Raw genomic sequence first — 14,546 nt, 5'->3', positions numbered from 1 at the left:
GGTGAAGATGAAATAGATTTTCAAGCTGCAGATGTAACCGTTTTGGGAGTCCCTCTTTCCAGATTTTCATTAGTGCATCAAGAGCAAGTGAAACACCCCTTGCCATGAGACAACTATAGAAATCTCACATGATGCGGATTTGACTCCCTGTTTCTGTACATTTAGCAGAAAAGGATCAATTAACTTTGCGATGCCGATCATCTATTTACACAAAATCTAAATCATGAAGATGAAGAGCCTTGCTATACTTCGAATTTAAAAAAGGGGCGCTGATTCAATCAGCGCTCCTTTTATGCATTTTGTGTACTAAGGTCCCGCTGCGCCCCCATATAGCTTCCCATTAAGTTTTGATAACCGGGAAGATGACTGGAGATTAATGCGCCAAAACCTTCAACATCGTTGCGCCAATCACGCTGAAGCTCGCACGCTACGCTGAACCAGTTCATAAGCTGCGCGCCGCCATGAGCCATACGCGTTAATGATGCATCTGCTACTTGCTTATTAAACGTCCCCGAAGCATCTGTCACAACAAACACTTCGTAGCCTGCTTTAATGGCAGAAAGCGCAGGAAAAGCAACGCAGACGTCTGTTACCACCCCCGCGATAATCAGCTGTTTTTTGCCGGTCGCTTCAATGGCTTTAACAAAATCTTCATTGTCCCATGCATTAATTTGTCCGGGACGGGCTATTTTTGGCGCATCAGGAAAGAGATCAGCGAGTTCTTGCATGAGCGGTCCGTTGGGTCCATTTTCAAAACTCGTTGTTAAAATAACCGGTAAATCAAAGAATTTAGCCGTATCACCGAGAGCCAATACATTGTTTTTAAATTCATCAACGCCATAGTCACGCACGAGACCGGAAATAAGGCCGGTTTGATGGTCAACTAAAAGCACGGCAGCATCATCTTTTGAAAGACGGGAATAAAGATCAGACATTTTATAATCCTCCTTGAATTAAGGCAAGTAAGTTTGTGAATTGAAAACGGTAAATCTATTCATATGCTGTATAGATAGAAAGTTATTTCTGAGGTGACTTTTCGTGAGGGTGATGATCCTTCAATTAATCTGGAACGGGAACCGGAGCATGATCAATCCAATGGATGAACTGTTGTAAATAGCGTTGAAGATAACGTTTTGTTTGCTCATCCGTAAGTATGTTTTGAGCGGAATCAATTTTCTCATGGACTTGCGAAATCAGCATTTTTTGAAAGGGCAAAACATTGACTTGCATAGCTTCGAGTACTTCTCTCAATTGCGTTTGACCAAAGGCAGTACCGAACCCTCCGGGGGTTGCTCCGATTAAGCCAACCGGTTTTCTGTTTAAAACAGAAGAGGTCCGCGGTCTCGATGCCCAGTCCAATGCATTTTTTAATACCCCCGGAATTCCGGAATTGTACTCTGGACTTACAATGATGACGCCGTCAACGTCTTGTATATCAGCTCTAAAGGATGTTACGGAGTCTGGTGCTCCGGCAATTTCTAAATCTTCGTTAAAAAAAGGAAGACTGTCTATTTCAACCCAGCGAAATTGAGCCGCATTATCGAAGTCAATCAATGATTGAGCAATCGCTCGATTATACGAGTTTTTTCGTAAACTTCCGCAAATAAGACCAATGGTTTTAGTCATAAAATCACCTCCCGGTATAAAATCACTTACATCTTAACACGATAACCCAAATATACACACTATTTTTAAAAATGGACATTTATGCCTTAATATGCCTGTGTGGCAGCCTCTCAAGAGGAGTACTATATAAAAAGAACCGGCCCATCGGGATTGGCGATGGATGTCATCCTGCTCCAAAGTAAAGGTGATACGTCCCTGGATAACCAACATTCGATTCGTTACCCCTCTCACGATTATTACAAATATAACCATATCGAATCCGGGATATTGTATAGAAAATGAACGCATCTTTAGCGCAAATCCCGTATTCATCCGGCCTTCTTCATGACTTGATTTAGCGGGTGAGTTCATATAAAGTGAAAGAGAAAACAATTCACCGTGATGGAGGGACAAGCAAATGACGCATGTACGCTTTGATTACTCAAGAGCGTTACCTTTTTTCAATGAACATGAACTTACATACGCACGTGATTTCGTAAAAACGGCACACCATAATATCCATGAAAAAACAGGCGCCGGAAGCGACTTTTTAGGATGGGTGGACCTCCCTGAAAACTACGATAAAGAAGAATTCGCGCGCATTAAAAAAAGCGCTGAAAAAATTAAATCAGATTCAGACGTGCTTCTCGTCGTGGGTATCGGCGGTTCATATTTAGGCGCCCGCGCGGCGATCGAAGCGCTCAATCATTCTTTCTATAATGTTCTGCCGAAAGACAAGCGCAAAAACCCTCAAGTTATCTTTATCGGCAACAATATCAGCTCAACTTATATGAAAGATGTTATGGATCTTTTAGAAGACGCTGATTTCTCTATCAATGTCATTTCTAAATCAGGCACGACGACGGAACCTGCAATCGCTTTCCGGATTTTCCGCAAACTTCTTGAAGAAAAATACGGAAAAGAAGAAGCGAAAGCGCGGATTTACGCGACGACAGATAAAGAGCGCGGCGCTTTAAAAACGCTTTCTAATGAAGAAGGCTTCGAATCATTCGTTATTCCTGATGATGTCGGCGGACGTTTCTCCGTTCTGACTGCGGTAGGTCTTCTGCCGATTGCGGTAAGCGGGGCTGATATCGATGAAATGATGAAAGGCGCTCTTGATGCAAGCAAAGACTTTTCCAGCTCGGAATTAGAAGAGAACGCGGCTTACCAATACGCCGTCGTCCGCAACGTTCTGTATAATAAAGGAAGAACTATTGAAATGCTCATCAACTATGAGCCTGCGCTGCAATACTTTGCGGAATGGTGGAAGCAGCTCTTCGGCGAAAGTGAAGGAAAAGATGAAAAAGGCATCTATCCTTCTTCCGCTAACTTCTCAACAGACCTTCACTCTCTCGGTCAATACGTGCAGGAAGGCAGACGCGATCTGTTTGAAACTGTATTAAACGTTGAAAAACCGAAGCATGAGCTGACAATTGAAGAAGCGGAAAATGATCTCGACGGCTTAAATTACTTAGCCGGCAAAACGGTCGATTTCGTCAATAAAAAAGCGTTCGAAGGCACGATGCTTGCCCATACAGACGGAAAAGTGCCGAACTTAATTGTCAATATTCCGGAGCTTAATGCATATACATTTGGATATCTCGTCTATTTCTTTGAAAAAGCGGTGGCCATGAGCGGTTATCTGCTCGGAGTCAACCCGTTTGATCAGCCGGGTGTTGAAGCCTATAAGGTGAATATGTTCGCGCTTCTCGGCAAACCGGGCTTTGAAGAGAAAAAAGCAGAGCTTGAAAAACGTCTTGAAAAATAAAAAAAAGGGCTGGCCCTCAGCATGACGGGTCAGCCTTTTTTAAACCGTGAAAGGTGTGATGATGAATTGATGCGGCTCTTATGTAAGCATGCCGTCATTTCCGTCTGTTCCGCCGCTATTGTCTATTCGGCACTAAAACTGTCTCCTGAATCCCTCTTACAAACCATCCTGTTTTTCGCTTTCCCTCTCGGCTTGTTTACGGACATGGTCCGGCTGAAACTGAAGATTGGCCGGATGCATACGCTGATCACGAAGTGCTGTCTCTATGCCGCCGTTTTCTATATTTCAACGGAAGCCGTTCTCTCCGCAATTGTGACGTATGTTCTGATTGAATGCGCCGTTACCTCTTTCCGGCGTCTGTCTGCCGCTCCCGATTCTTCCCGGACGCCGTATGAAGATGCCGCAGAGCGGGGACGCTAAAGACAAAAAGGAGCATATGCACATGATCAGCATACCATCTTCACTTGAGGGGCAATCTTTTTTACTCCGCGAATTGGAACAGGTGCTGAAACCGATCGGTTATACCATCGGAGGCGGCTGGGAGTATGACCGCGGGTTCTTTGATTACAAAATTTCCGATCAGGACGGCTATTTATTTCTCCGTATCCCTGTTGAAGCAAATAAGGGACACCTGGATGAACGGGGGGCCGCCGTTACAATCGGCACACCCTTTTTGCTGAGGCACGTCTATCAGGAGGAAACGGATGATCACGCAGGCGGCGGTGTTTTTGAGTCATTATTCAACCAATTCTCCGAGCCGAAACGGCGGGATGCGGCAATTGACCGCTCATATACAGATATCGGCATCTCGCTTGTGAAAGAGCTGGAAGACGTCCTGCTGCATTAAAGAGCCAAAAACAGATCAGTATCGAGCACCTGGTATGACAGGGGAGGGGTCAGCATCGGCCCCTCTTCTTTTTGTATGCCGATGATCGTGGTATTCCGTTTGAGATAATAGAGCGCACAGTCATGATAAGATGAGCCCTTTAATTCCTCGGGAACGGGAATGATGCGAACCTTTTTCTCCAGCGTCAGATCTGACAGCGTTTGCGGTTTGGCAAGCTGCAGCTTGACCCGGTAATGCTCAAACATCACCCGGCTCGACAGCCGTGATGTGCACAGAATCTTATTGGCTCCTGCGCGCTCGGCGTTTTTGACATACCGTTCCGTTAAAATCTCCACGATACAATAAACGGACGGATGCAGCCCTTTGATGGCAAGAAGCGTTAATACCGACAGCATATCAGCTTCGGATTCATTTTTCTGCTGATCCGCTGTCAGAATGACGGTATCGGCTTCCGTAATATTCGCCTTATTGAGCGTGCTGTCATCAGCGGCATGTCCGCGGATGAAATGGACGTTTTCAATAAGCGGCCCTTCCCTTAATGAATCATCAATCAGGACGACAGTTTTTGACGGCGCGATGTGCTGCAGTTCTTTCAGCAGCATATGCGACTTCTCATTCCATCCGATAAGAATGACGTGCCCCTTGCCTTTAAAGGCGACCTTTCCTTCGACATAGCGGTGCTGTTTGCTGAACACGGCTGAAGAAAGCGTGGCGAAATAGGCGGTCACAAAACTCGCTCCGCTTAATACGAGCACCATGCCGGCAATCTGTCCGAGCGGCGTCTGGGGAACGTAATCGCCGTAGCCGACTGTGGCCACCGTAATCACCGCCCACCAAACCCCTTCAAACACAGACGTGAATTGCTTCGGTTCAAGCATGTAAATGAGTTGGCCGAACAATAAAATCAAGGCGATAATGATCAGCCCGATCCGAACGTATAACGGCCATCTCAGCCAGGAAATAAATAAACGGTTTGATTTCATTCGTCCGGCTCTTCTTTCGACAGAGAGATGGATAAAATCTGCTTAATAATGGTGTTTAGTTTTTCGTCCAGCTGTTCCTGGCCGTATGAGTCACGCGCATGTCTGATTAAATCGGCCGTCTCATCTTCAAACTGAATGAGAGGTTCATCGTTTTCCGCTTCATTATAGAGCTGGATGAAGGCGTCAAGCCCTTCGTTCATTCTGTCTATCGCATTGCTCAGCTGTTCTTTCTCGCCATTTGTCACTTTCATGTCGATCACACCTGTATCTTTTTTTATACAGTATGTCCCAGTTCGTTTGATGTCTTTCAAAAATCGCCGAAAACATATTCACCCTCATTTTTTCATATGATAAAGAAAGCGGACCGAAAAAGGGTGAGTCAAATGACAGTCATTCAAAAACTGCTGGCGGCGCTGGCCGGAGCGCAGCTGCTCGCTTCGGCGGCCGTATTGCTTATTTTCAGTTTGAATGGATACAATCATATGTCCGGCGGATTTTCATGGCTTGTTTTTGCAAAAGAGACCGCAGGCACGTTTCCGTTTTACATCGGATTGGCCGGGTGTATCCTCATCATGCTCGGAGGATTGATTCCTGTCAGAAAAAAGAAGCGGATTTCTGTACAGGAAAACGGACAATCATTAAAATAATATATAAGCAGATCGTACGATATAAGAGAAAAAGGAAGAGGATAATATGCTGTTTATCTTTTTAACAATTGCTGCATTGGGATTGTCGTTTTGGGCACAATTTAAAGTGAAAAGCAATTTTCAGAAATACTCAGACGTGGAAGCTTCCAGTCAGCGGACGGGGGCGGAAACGGCAAGACGGATTCTTGATATTAACGGTTTATATGATGTGCCGGTAGAACCGGTAAGAGGCACTTTAACAGACCATTACGACCCGACGGAGCGGGTGGTGCGTTTATCTGAGCCGGTATATTACGGCCGCTCCATTTCCGCCATTTCCGTCGCTTCCCATGAAGTCGGACATGCTTTGCAGCATCAGGAATCATACGGCGCGCTTGTGCTGAGGCACAAAATTTTTCCGGTCGTCAATTTTGCCTCCGGGGTTGCCCCTCTGCTTTTCTTGGGCGGGATGCTCCTGGGCAGCTTGAACTTAATCGGACTCGGCATTATTTTGTTTTCGGCCGCTGTTTTTTTCCAGCTTGTCACACTGCCTGTCGAGTTTAATGCCAGCGCGAGGGCGAAGCGGATTATCGTGTCGGAAGGATTCATTCGCAACAGTGAAGAATACGGCGTGAATAAAGTGCTGAACGCCGCCGCGCTGACGTATGTGGCTGCGGCGCTCGTTTCATTATTCGAGCTGCTTCGTTTTGTGATGATTTTCTTAAATGGTCGTGATGAGAATTAACACGAAGGAGGTGGCCCCTTACCGTTTGCGGTAGGGGTTTTTTTGCTTATATTAAAACTGATTCTCATTATGCTGTTAATCGGATTAACGGCCATCTTTGTCGCTGCGGAATTTGCGATTGTCAAAATCCGCGGTTCAAAAATCGCGGAGCTGGTTGAAACCGGAGACAGCCGGGCGCTCGCGGCGCACAGGGTGATTTCAAATCTCGATGAATATTTATCAGCGTGCCAGCTCGGTATTACGATTAAGGCGCTCGGACTCGGCTGGCTCGGTGAACCGACGATTCAGCGGCTTCTTCATCCTGTTTTCAGCCTGATCGGAATGCCGTCATCTATTACGCACGTCGTCACGTTTATTGCGGCGTTTATCGCCGTCACGTATCTGCACGTCGTCATCGGAGAGCTTGCGCCGAAAACGATATCCATTCAAAAAGCCGAAGCCGTCAGTCTGTGGACGGCGAAACCGCTCATTCTGTTTTATAAAGTGATGTATCCGTTTATTAAGCTGTTAAACGGCTCAGCCGGATTTTTGGTCAAGCTGTTTGGTTTTCATTCGGTGAAAGAACATGAGGTCGTGGTCAGTGAAGAGGAATTGCGGCTGATTTTGTCCGAAAGCTATAAAAAAGGTCAAATCAATCAATCTGAATTCCGTTACGTCAATAAAATATTTGAATTCGATAACCGGGTCGCCAGAGAAATCATGGTGCCGCGCACCGAAATCGCCGCCATCTCGCTTGAACAGTCAGTTGATGAAGCCATACATTTGATCATCAACGAACGGTATACGCGATATCCGGTTATTAAGGAAGACAAAGATCACATTCTCGGCATTATTAACAATAAGGATTTATTTAAAGCGTATTTTCTCGGCCGCTCCATTGAATTAAAAGAAATTATGCGTCCGGTCATCAGAGTCATTGAAAGCATCCCCGTTCAGGAGCTTTTGATCCGCATGCAGAAGGAGCGGATTCATATGGCGATTCTCGTTGACGAATACGGCGGCACGGCGGGACTTGTGACCGTCGAAGACATATTGGAGGAAATCGTCGGGGAAATCCGTGATGAATATGACCAGGATGAAATGCCCCACATCGTCAAAAAAGGCGAACACCACTATGTGATGGACGGCAAGGCGCTCATAGAAGAGGTGAATGATCTCCTTGATATCGCCATCGAAAATGAAGACATTGACACGATTGCCGGCTGGCTCTTAACACAAAAAATGGAGCTGAAAAATGGTGATGTGTTTCATGCCGAAGGGTGTGAATTTAAGGTGCTGGAAGCGGAAGACCATCATATCCGCTTCGTTGAAATTAAAAAAACTGATTTCTGAGCCTCCTGCTTTTGCAATGAGGCTTTTTTTATGAAAAAAATGCTTCTTCGTCCCGCTCCTTCATATGCTGTAAAGAAAGGAGTGTCGGTATGAAAACGGATTGGTGGAAAACGGCGGCCGTCTATCAAATTTATCCCCGAAGCTTTATGGATTCGAACGGGGACGGAATCGGCGACATGAACGGCATCAGAGCAAAGCTTCATTACATAAAAGAGTTGGGGGCGGATGTGATCTGGCTTTGTCCCGTTTTTGACTCGCCGGGCGCGGACAACGGCTACGATATTCGGAATTATAAACAAATTGCCGGCGAATTCGGGACGATGGAGGATTTTGACCGACTCCTTGCGGACGTCCATGCGCTCGGCATGAAGCTGATTATAGACCTCGTCATCAACCATACAAGCGATGAGCACCCTTGGTTTATCGAATCACGCTCAGCGAAAGATTCCGAAAAACGGGACTGGTACATCTGGAGAGACGGAAAAAACGGCAAAGAGCCGAACAATTGGGAAAGCATTTTCGGCGGATCAGCGTGGGAATATGATCAAGAGACCGGCCAGTATTACCTGCACCTGTTTGACAAAAAACAGCCTGATTTAAATTGGGAAAACGAAGCGATGAGGCAGTCCGTTTATGAGATGGTCCGCTGGTGGCTTGATAAAGGCATAGACGGCTTCAGGGTGGATGCCATTTCTCACATTAAGAAAAAAGAAGGGCTCCCTGACATGCCGAATCCGGACGGTCTCCCATACGTCCCGTCTTTCCCGTATCATATGAATGGGGAAGGCATAATGGATCTCTTAAAAGAGCTGAAACGGGAAACATTTTCGCGCTATCCGATCATGACGGTCGGCGAGGCGAACGGAGTGGCGGCTTGGGAGGCGGCTGATTGGGCCGGTGAAGAAAACGGCGTCTTTCAAATGATTTTTCAATTTGAACATCTCGGCCTCTGGGATACGGAAGATGATCAAAGCATCTCCATTCCGGCGCTTAAGCGCGTCTTGTCCGGCTGGCAGAACAGTCTTGAAGGAAAGGGCTGGAACGCGTTATTTATGGAGAACCACGATCAGCCCCGTTCCGTCTCGGTATGGGGTGACGAACGGTTTTTGACAGAAAGCGCCAAGGCACTCGCCGCGATGTATATGCTGATGAAAGGCACGCCGTTTATTTACCAGGGGCAGGAGCTCGGAATGACCAATGTTTCGTTTCCATCCATTGAAGATTATGATGACGCCGCAATGAAATATCTGTATGAAAAAGAGACGTCCCGCGGCGTTCCGCATGAAAAAGTGATGAAGATCATCTGGAAGAAGGGCCGGGATAATTCACGGACACCGATGCAATGGAGCGGTGAGGCGAACGGCGGGTTTTCTGATGCTTCTCCGTGGCTCGGAGTGAATCCGAACTACACATGGCTGAATGCTGCATCACAAATGCAGGATGAAACATCCGTATACCATTTCTACAAACGGCTGCTCGCCCTCAGAAAAGAATACGGCGTATTGATCAGCGGCACATACGAATTGCTGCTTCCGAATGACCGGCAGATTTATGCCTATCTAAGAAAAAACGGAACAACAACCGCCCTGATCATCACAAATCTGTCTCGAACCCCCGCTTTATACAGGCATCCCGGTTATCCGCTTGACTCCGATTCTCTCGTGCTTGCAAACGCGGAAACAGAAGCGCACCGCCATGTGACATCCTTTCTTTTAAAGCCTTATGAGGCACGCGTATATATATGGTGAAAAACTTCAGTCCCGAGGCTGAAGTTTTTTGTGATCTGCGTTTATCATCGCGATCCGACAGGAAAAGACAAATACAGAAACGAATATGGGAAAGGAAGAGAAAAAGAAAGGAGGCATTTATATGCTGAAAAAATTGCAGATTCAAACAAACAGACGGGATGAAATGATCGACATCACACATGAAGCTGAAGCGTTTCTCCGCGAAACAGGCGTGAAAAACGGTTTGGCGCTCATATACTGTCCCCATACAACCGCCGGCATTACCATAAATGAAAATGCCGATCCGGATGTGAAGAGGGATATGCTCAGAAGGTTTGATGAAATGTATCCGTGGGAGCACGAACTGGACCGGCATATGGAGGGAAATACGGCGGCACATATGAAAGCGAGTACAACCGGCGCCTCCCAGCATGTCATCATAGAAGACGGGCGCCTGATACTCGGAACATGGCAGGGCGTTTATTTTTGCGAATTTGACGGTCCGCGAAACAGAACATGTTATATCAAAATACAGGCTGAACCGGAGGAAAACACAAATGAGTGAGTGGATGAGTGCATTATCATTAACAAAGCCCGTCATTCAGGCGCCGATGGCCGGCGGGCTGGTCACGCCGCGTCTGGCTTCGGCGGTATCAAATGAAGGGGCGCTCGGAAGCCTTGCTTCAGGATACGTCAGCCCGCAAGCGCTTGAAAAACAGCTTATCGAGATGAAAGAGCTGACGGACCGCTCCTTTCAAGTAAATCTTTTCGTCCCGGAGGAAAGACAGATGCCTGAGGCGGAACTGGTTGAAAAATGGAAAGCCCGCATCCCGAAGGCAAAAGACGCCAAGCCGTTCTCTGATCTGAAAGAAGAATGGAATGATTTTGAGGAAAAAGCGGAGCTTCTGATCCGTTACGGAGTCAAAGCGTGTTCATTCACCTTCGGCCTGCCGCCGGAAGAAACGGCGGAAAAGCTGAAGAAAAGCGGTTGTTTCCTTTTCGGCACGGCGACAACGCCGGAGGAAGCGAAGGCTTTTGAAGAACGGGGGATGGACGCCGTTATCCTTCAGGGAATAGAAGCCGGCGGACATCGCGGGTCGTTTCTGCCGGTTAAAGGAGAACCGGCTCTCGGCCTTATGGCGCTGATTCCGCAGGCTAAAGACGCGCTGAATATCCCGGTGATTGCGGCAGGCGGCATTTTTGACCGCCGCGGGGTGCAGGCGGCCCGATGTTTGGGTGCGGACGGCGTTCAAGTAGGAACACCGTTTCTCCTTTGTGAAGAAAGCAGCGCCCCACCGGCATATCAAAAAGCCATTACCGAATCAAAAGGAGCCGACACGCGGCTGACCACCCTGTTTTCGGGAAAACAGGCGCGGGGAATCGTGAATCAGTTCATGAAAACATATGAAGCTGACGAGGGAAAAACGCTGCCTTATCCGCTGCATAATACGCTGACAAAGCCGATGCGCGGGCACGCGGCTCAATCAGGAGACGCGGAGTATATGTCTTTATGGGCCGGCCAGTCCGCCGCGAAACTTGAAGGGCCGACAGACGTGAAAACCGTTTTGGACAGATTGTGCGAATCATAATCCAGAAATCGTGAGGTGATGGATGATGAAGATTCTTCAAATGTCCTATAAAAAAAGAGGGACTATTGAGTTTGTCTTTGAAGATTTTCCGCATTCTAAAGTCACCATGGCGCCGATTAAAGGGTATTACTTTGTCCGCGCCATTAAATGGAGCCGACGGGACAGAGCCGTCACCCGACATGATTTAGAGAAGTTTGAATGGGCTGCAAACCAAGCGCTCGGCACGACGGCTTTTTACCGGAAAAGAAAAGCATTCCGCATCCCATCGTCACAATGACAGACGATGGGATTGTTTTAATGCATGATCTGATAAAGCGCGGGTGCATCAAGCCTTGTTGCCTGGTTAAGCAGATAAGCCGGCTGCACGGCATTTTTTTTTCTTAGAGAATTCAATCTCTGAATGATTTGTTCAGCGGTCAGAATCCCGAGACCGTGGGCGAAATATTGATTATTCCCCATCACAATGACATTCTCTCCCCGCCACTGAGCCTTTGCAGGATTAAAATCAGGGTTTTTAAAATATAAACAATCTCCCCGTAAAAAGTGGCTGCCGGTTTCCGTGTAGATCGGCAGATGCTCATAGTGCCAGTCATACAAAGTGATATCCTGGAAACGCCGGTTAAACCGTTCTTCACCGATTGTCTTTAAGACGGCCAGATAATAAATCACAACAATGGCGGTAGCGCATTCAAATGCGTAAAACGCCCCATTTTCAATAATGTCCCGAATCGCTTTTGAAGCGGGGATTCTGTACTTCAGCTCCAAGGCTCCTTCCGGCGTCACTCTCCAATAAGCCGTATTTCCGTATGTTTTGGCGAAAGTCGCAAATTTCACACCTGATCCGTGCAGTTCTCTTGCGGCTTCCACAATATGGCGGCGCAGCCGCACCTCGAACATCAGTTCAGCAATCGACCCGTAATCGAATTGTACGGGAGAATTGAGCAGTTCATTTATATACGGAACAAGGCTTTCTTCCGTCTGCCAGTTCGCGATGTCCTGAGGCCGAAGCACTTGGCCGGATATGATAATCATCTGCGCGCCCCCCTTCTCTTTTTTTATAAGATATGCAGGAAGCTTGGGCAATGAAAATCAAGTCATAAAAAAGGAGGAAATGTTAACAAAATGTGAAGACTGAGCCGATATATAAGGTATCACACTTGAGGGAGCAGCTTAATATGAAAAAATTCATCAATTGGTGCACAAAGGCATCGATTTCACGTAAATTAATCATTTCATTTATCGTGATCTTAATCATACCGATTCTCGTGTTAGAATTCAGTTCATACCATACGGCGAGCAATTCGCTGGATGATCAGATTTCAGGCAACGCGAAAAATAACATCGAATCTTTTAACACAACGATTACAAATGATATCGGCGCAAAAGCAAAGGCGATTGAATTTTTCAGTGAAATGTTAAAAGGGTCATCCTTCTCAAAGAAAAACATGTCTGCTCTTGAAGAAAAGTTCGGGCAATACACGTCTATTCATAAGGACGTAGCCCGGATTTACGGAGGAACGGAAGACGGCAGCTACGCACAGGCGCCGAAGGAGAATACTCCGGCCGATTACGATCCGAGAACACGCACTTGGTATAAAGACGCTGTGAAGGCTGGCGGCACGCTCGTTGTCACCGACCCTTACACCGCGGCAAGCGACGGCAGCATGGTCGTCACCGTGGCAAAGCAGATGCAGGACGGAACAGGCGTAGTGGCCATGGATATTACGATTGACCAGCTGCTGAAGCAGATGCAGGGAATCAAAATCGGGCAAAAAGGATTCGTGTTTATCACGTCCAAAAATAAAACCTATGTCGCGCATAAAGACCACAAACCGGGCGATAAAGTTTCAACCCCGTGGCTGAATGAGGTATACAGCAAAGACAGCGGCATTATTTCATACAAGCTTGATGATCAAAATAAAAAAATGGCGTTTACGACAAATAAACTGACCGGATGGAAAATAGAGGGGAGCATGGAGCTCAACGAAATTAAAGACGCCTCACAACCGGTGCTGACGATGGGAATGATCGTCCTTGCAGCATCCATTATCATCGGGGGAATTTTAATTCTGTTCATTGTCAGATCCATTACGTCACCGCTGAAACGGCTTGTCCGCTCTTCTAAACAAATCAGCGGCGGAGACTTGACCGAGACCATTGATATCCGCTCGAAAGATGAATTGGGCGAACTCGGTGCGAGCTTTAATGAAATGGGAGAATCTCTGCGCGGACTGATCAGCGCGATCCAAAACTCTGTCGACAACGTGGCCGCGTCATCGGAAGAGCTGACCGCTTCAGCTTCGCAGACAAGCAAAGCGACGGAACATATTACAATGGCGATTGAGCAGTTTTCAAACGGAAACGAAGAGCAAAGCGAAAAAGTCGATTCAAGCTCAGCTAAGCTGAATCATATAAATGACGGACTCGCCGCCGTTTCCCGCACATCATCATCCATTACGGAAGCATCTAAACAATCGAAGGAAGCTGCCGGCACCGGGGAAGAATATGTGCAGCAAACCGTCGGGCAGATGAATCTCATCAATCAATCGGTCCAGCAGGCGGAAGCGGTTGTAAAAGGCCTTGAGGCCAAATCAAAAGACATCACTCATATTTTAAGAGTCATCAACGGTATTGCCGATCAGACAAACCTGCTTGCGTTAAATGCAGCCATTGAAGCGGCAAGAGCCGGTGAATACGGGCGGGGCTTCTCAGTGGTAGCCGAAGAAGTGCGCAAGCTGGCCGTCCAATCCGCCGGTTCTGCCAAAGAGATTGAAAAACTCATTCAGGAAATCACGGCTGAGATTAATACATCGCTTCACATGTTCACCTCCGTTAATGAAGAAGTTCAATCCGGACTTGCCGTAACGGACCGCACGAAAGAAAGCTTCCAGAATATCTTCGGCATGACAAACGATATTGCCGAGAAGCTTCAATCGATGAACGGCACGGTTGAACAGCTGTCGGACAGCTCTCAGCACGTTTCAGCCGCAGTGACCGATATTGCGGACGTCTCACGGGAAAGCGCAGCAAGCATTCAGGATATTGCCGCATCCGCAGAAGAACAGCTTGCATCAATGGAAGAAATCAGCACATCCGCCGATACTTTGGCGCAAATGGCCGAAGAACTGCGGGAATTAACGAAACAATTTAAGATCAACTAGTAAAAAAGGACGCTTTCCGGATGGAGGGCGTCTTTTTTTATAGTGACATCCGGATAATTAAATAAAAAGTCTTGCATGTAAAGGGAGTACATAGAACTATTTTTCATTTATGACTTAATTTTCAATGTAATAAAAAGGGAGTCGGCCGATATAAACAGTA

At 46.9% G+C, this 14,546-nt stretch carries 16 protein-coding genes; 11 read left to right on the top strand and 5 right to left on the bottom strand.

Features of this window, described 5'->3' with window-relative positions:
* Window positions 1–290: 290 nt before the first annotated feature.
* Together ycaC and MY7_RS13135 are read right to left on the bottom strand one after the other, a co-directional pair.
* Window positions 291–935 carry an isochorismate family cysteine hydrolase YcaC gene (gene ycaC, locus MY7_RS13140; protein ID WP_007613383.1) on the bottom strand — a complete coding sequence of 215 codons (645 nt, stop codon included), beginning with the start codon at window positions 933–935 and terminating at the stop codon, window positions 291–293.
* A 124-nt stretch (window positions 936–1,059) separates the two neighbouring features.
* Window positions 1,060–1,626 (bottom strand): NADPH-dependent FMN reductase, encoded by a 567-nt coding sequence (locus tag MY7_RS13135; protein ID WP_007613381.1) that lies wholly within the window; start codon window positions 1,624–1,626, stop codon window positions 1,060–1,062.
* Between the two features lie 397 nt (window positions 1,627–2,023).
* Between MY7_RS13135 and MY7_RS13130 the strand changes: the two genes are divergently transcribed.
* The 3 genes from MY7_RS13130 to MY7_RS13120 are packed head-to-tail and all read left to right on the top strand — an operon-like array spanning window position 2,024 to window position 4,223.
* Window positions 2,024–3,376: a glucose-6-phosphate isomerase gene (locus MY7_RS13130; RefSeq protein WP_007408647.1), complete on the top strand. Its 1,353-nt coding sequence runs from the start codon at window positions 2,024–2,026 to the stop codon at window positions 3,374–3,376.
* Window positions 3,377–3,397: 21 nt separating this feature from the next.
* Window positions 3,398–3,796, top strand: coding sequence for a hypothetical protein (locus MY7_RS13125; protein ID WP_007613377.1), 399 nt, complete (start codon window positions 3,398–3,400; stop codon window positions 3,794–3,796).
* Between the two features lie 22 nt (window positions 3,797–3,818).
* Window positions 3,819–4,223: a YugN-like family protein gene (locus MY7_RS13120; protein WP_012118292.1), complete on the top strand. Its 405-nt coding sequence runs from the start codon at window positions 3,819–3,821 to the stop codon at window positions 4,221–4,223.
* On the opposite strand, the gene MY7_RS13115 is transcribed toward MY7_RS13120, so the two are convergent.
* Together MY7_RS13115 and MY7_RS13110 are read right to left on the bottom strand one after the other, a co-directional pair.
* Window positions 4,220–5,206: a potassium channel family protein gene (locus MY7_RS13115; protein WP_007408644.1), complete on the bottom strand. Its 987-nt coding sequence runs from the start codon at window positions 5,204–5,206 to the stop codon at window positions 4,220–4,222. The two genes, MY7_RS13120 and MY7_RS13115, sit on opposite strands and share 4 nt — an antisense overlap.
* A complete protein-coding gene (locus MY7_RS13110; RefSeq protein WP_015418086.1) occupies window positions 5,203–5,457 on the bottom strand; it encodes an Atypical membrane-integrating protein in 255 nt (84 codons plus the stop codon). Before MY7_RS13110 ends, MY7_RS13115 begins: the two co-directional genes overlap by 4 nt.
* A gap of 132 nt (window positions 5,458–5,589) precedes the next feature.
* Here MY7_RS13110 and MY7_RS13105 point away from each other — a divergent pair, with 132 nt between their 5' ends.
* The 7 genes from MY7_RS13105 to MY7_RS13075 all read left to right on the top strand — a co-directional run bounded on the left by MY7_RS13105 (window position 5,590) and on the right by MY7_RS13075 (window position 11,502).
* The gene (locus tag MY7_RS13105; RefSeq protein ID WP_029326024.1) at window positions 5,590–5,853 is read left to right on the top strand and encodes a hypothetical protein; all 264 of its coding nucleotides are present in this window, start codon (window positions 5,590–5,592) and stop codon (window positions 5,851–5,853) included.
* A 46-nt stretch (window positions 5,854–5,899) separates the two neighbouring features.
* Window positions 5,900–6,577, top strand: a complete 678-nt coding sequence (locus MY7_RS13100; protein ID WP_007613364.1) for a zinc metallopeptidase — start codon at window positions 5,900–5,902, stop codon at window positions 6,575–6,577.
* 42 nt (window positions 6,578–6,619) lie between these two features.
* Window positions 6,620–7,909, top strand: a complete 1,290-nt coding sequence (locus MY7_RS13095) for a hemolysin family protein (RefSeq protein WP_029326025.1) — start codon at window positions 6,620–6,622, stop codon at window positions 7,907–7,909.
* 89 nt (window positions 7,910–7,998) lie between these two features.
* On the top strand, window positions 7,999–9,657 hold the full coding sequence (locus MY7_RS13090; RefSeq protein ID WP_007613359.1) for a glycoside hydrolase family 13 protein: 1,659 nt from the start codon (window positions 7,999–8,001) through the stop codon (window positions 9,655–9,657).
* 121 nt (window positions 9,658–9,778) lie between these two features.
* Complete coding sequence (locus MY7_RS13085; protein ID WP_007613358.1) at window positions 9,779–10,201, top strand: secondary thiamine-phosphate synthase enzyme YjbQ; 423 nt, start codon at window positions 9,779–9,781, stop codon at window positions 10,199–10,201.
* A complete protein-coding gene (locus MY7_RS13080; RefSeq protein ID WP_007613355.1) occupies window positions 10,194–11,225 on the top strand; it encodes a nitronate monooxygenase in 1,032 nt (343 codons plus the stop codon). The genes MY7_RS13085 and MY7_RS13080 overlap by 8 nt, the downstream gene beginning before the upstream one ends.
* 25 nt (window positions 11,226–11,250) lie before the next feature.
* The gene (locus MY7_RS13075; RefSeq protein WP_007408636.1) at window positions 11,251–11,502 is read left to right on the top strand and encodes a hypothetical protein; all 252 of its coding nucleotides are present in this window, start codon (window positions 11,251–11,253) and stop codon (window positions 11,500–11,502) included.
* 17 nt (window positions 11,503–11,519) lie between these two features.
* Here the strand turns inward: MY7_RS13075 and MY7_RS13070 are convergent, their stop codons facing one another.
* The gene (locus MY7_RS13070) at window positions 11,520–12,257 is read right to left on the bottom strand and encodes a protein-glutamine gamma-glutamyltransferase (RefSeq protein WP_029326026.1); all 738 of its coding nucleotides are present in this window, start codon (window positions 12,255–12,257) and stop codon (window positions 11,520–11,522) included.
* Between the two features lie 143 nt (window positions 12,258–12,400).
* Between MY7_RS13070 and tlpB the strand changes: the two genes are divergently transcribed.
* A complete protein-coding gene (tlpB, locus tag MY7_RS13065) occupies window positions 12,401–14,386 on the top strand; it encodes a methyl-accepting chemotaxis protein TlpB (protein WP_007613349.1) in 1,986 nt (661 codons plus the stop codon).
* Window positions 14,387–14,546: the final 160 nt, after the last annotated feature.

Source organism: Bacillus sp. 5B6 (genome assembly GCF_000259405.1).
In the GTDB taxonomy this organism is placed as follows: Bacteria; Bacillota; Bacilli; order Bacillales; family Bacillaceae; genus Bacillus; species Bacillus velezensis.
The sequence above is the reverse complement of the archived record's forward strand: the minus strand, read 5'-3'. Positions and strand labels throughout refer to the sequence as shown.

Excerpts from the sequence above, each read along its gene's own strand:
- ycaC (WP_007613383.1), bottom strand. The coding sequence starts at position 935 with ATGTCTGATCTTTATTCCCGTCTTTCAAAAGATGATGCTGCCGTGCTT.
- MY7_RS13135 (WP_007613381.1), bottom strand. The coding sequence starts at position 1,626 with ATGACTAAAACCATTGGTCTTATTTGCGGAAGTTTACGAAAAAACTCG.
- MY7_RS13130 (WP_007408647.1), top strand. The coding sequence starts at position 2,024 with ATGACGCATGTACGCTTTGATTACTCAAGAGCGTTACCTTTTTTCAAT.
- MY7_RS13125 (WP_007613377.1), top strand. The coding sequence starts at position 3,398 with ATGACGGGTCAGCCTTTTTTAAACCGTGAAAGGTGTGATGATGAATTG.
- MY7_RS13120 (WP_012118292.1), top strand. The coding sequence starts at position 3,819 with ATGATCAGCATACCATCTTCACTTGAGGGGCAATCTTTTTTACTCCGC.
- MY7_RS13115 (WP_007408644.1), bottom strand. The coding sequence starts at position 5,206 with ATGAAATCAAACCGTTTATTTATTTCCTGGCTGAGATGGCCGTTATAC.
- MY7_RS13110 (WP_015418086.1), bottom strand. The coding sequence starts at position 5,457 with ATGAAAGTGACAAATGGCGAGAAAGAACAGCTGAGCAATGCGATAGAC.
- MY7_RS13105 (WP_029326024.1), top strand. The coding sequence starts at position 5,590 with ATGACAGTCATTCAAAAACTGCTGGCGGCGCTGGCCGGAGCGCAGCTG.
- MY7_RS13100 (WP_007613364.1), top strand. The coding sequence starts at position 5,900 with ATGCTGTTTATCTTTTTAACAATTGCTGCATTGGGATTGTCGTTTTGG.
- MY7_RS13090 (WP_007613359.1), top strand. The coding sequence starts at position 7,999 with ATGAAAACGGATTGGTGGAAAACGGCGGCCGTCTATCAAATTTATCCC.
- MY7_RS13085 (WP_007613358.1), top strand. The coding sequence starts at position 9,779 with ATGCTGAAAAAATTGCAGATTCAAACAAACAGACGGGATGAAATGATC.
- MY7_RS13080 (WP_007613355.1), top strand. The coding sequence starts at position 10,194 with ATGAGTGAGTGGATGAGTGCATTATCATTAACAAAGCCCGTCATTCAG.
- MY7_RS13075 (WP_007408636.1), top strand. The coding sequence starts at position 11,251 with ATGAAGATTCTTCAAATGTCCTATAAAAAAAGAGGGACTATTGAGTTT.
- MY7_RS13070 (WP_029326026.1), bottom strand. The coding sequence starts at position 12,257 with ATGATTATCATATCCGGCCAAGTGCTTCGGCCTCAGGACATCGCGAAC.
- tlpB (WP_007613349.1), top strand. The coding sequence starts at position 12,401 with ATGAAAAAATTCATCAATTGGTGCACAAAGGCATCGATTTCACGTAAA.